The 1241-nt window shown below is 64.9% G+C and carries 2 protein-coding genes; both read right to left on the bottom strand.

The features are described 5' to 3' along the window. Positions 1-414, bottom strand: a 414-nt coding sequence (hpnH, locus tag JMF90_RS37660; RefSeq protein ID WP_201326401.1) for an adenosyl-hopene transferase HpnH, incomplete at its 3' end; no start/stop codon positions are given. Positions 415-426: 12 nt separating this feature from the next. Next, positions 427-1241: 4-hydroxy-3-methylbut-2-enyl diphosphate reductase (gene ispH / locus JMF90_RS37655; protein ID WP_236598134.1), on the bottom strand; the 815-nt coding region annotated here is incomplete at its 5' end.

Genomic DNA, 1241 nt, shown 5'->3' with positions numbered 1-1241 from the left:
GTGCGCTTCCTTGTCGCCGTCGAGGTGGACCGACCAGACGAAATACGGGCTCGGCTGGTAGTCGTCCATCTTCTTTTCCATCAGCAGCGCGTTCGTGCACAGGTACACGAACTTCTTGCGCTTCATGATGCCCTTGACGATTTCCGGCATATCCTTGTGGAGCAGCGGCTCGCCGCCGGCGATCGACACGACGGGCGCGCCGCACTCGTCGACGGCCTGCAGGCATTCCTCGACGGACAGGCGCTGGTTCAGGATCGGGTCCGGATAATCGATCTTGCCGCAGCCGTTGCACGCGAGGTTGCAGCGGAACAGCGGCTCGAGCATCAGCGCGAGCGGATAGCGTTTGTTGCCGGACAGGTGCTGGCGCACGATGTAGGCGCCGACACGGACTTGCTGGAGCAGCGGAATAGACAAGGGATGTCCTCCTTAAACTTCGCGGGCGACAGCTTGCGTGAGCTTCGCCGGCAACTTGAATTCGACTTTTTCTTCACGGCCCGCCATCGTCGCGACATCGACGGGCCCCAGCGCGCGCAGCGCGCCGATTACATCCTCGACCATTTCTTCGGGCGCCGACGCGCCGGCGGTCAGGCCGACCGTCTGCACGCCCGCGAACCATTCGGCCTTCACTTCCGAGCCGTCGGCGACGAGATAGCTCGGCACACCGCTTTCGGTGCCGATCTCGCGCAGGCGGTTCGAGTTCGAGCTGTTCGTCGCACCGACGACGAGCAGCACGTCAACCTGTTCGCTCAGCTCGCGCACGGCGGCCTGGCGATTCTGCGTGGCATAGCAGATGTCGCGCGTATCCGGGCCGACGATGTCGGTGAACCGGCGCTGCAGCGCTTCGATGATGCCGCGCGTGTCGTCGACCGACAGCGTGGTCTGCGTGATGTACGCGACCGGCGTATCGACGGGCAACGTCAGCGTATCGACTTCTGCTTCGCTCTGCACGAGGATCACCTCGGCCGGAATCTGGCCGATCGTGCCCTCGACTTCCGGGTGGCCCGCGTGGCCGATCAGGATCAGCCGGCGGCCCGCCGCGACGTACTGGCGCCCCTGCACGTGCACTTTCGTGACGAGCGGGCAGGTCGCGTCGAGCACGTCGAGCCCGCGCGTCTGCGCGTCGCGCTCGACCGTCTGGGCGACACCGTGCGCGCTGAAGATCGCGACAGCGCCGTGCGGCACCTCGTCGAGTTCCTCAACGAATCGTGCCCCTTTATTACGCAGATTTTCGACGACATGCC

This window comes from Burkholderia sp. E168m23 (assembly GCF_016586125.1).
Classification (GTDB): domain Bacteria; phylum Pseudomonadota; class Gammaproteobacteria; order Burkholderiales; family Burkholderiaceae; genus Burkholderia; species Burkholderia orbicola.
This window is presented reverse-complemented; position numbering and strand designations above follow the sequence as displayed.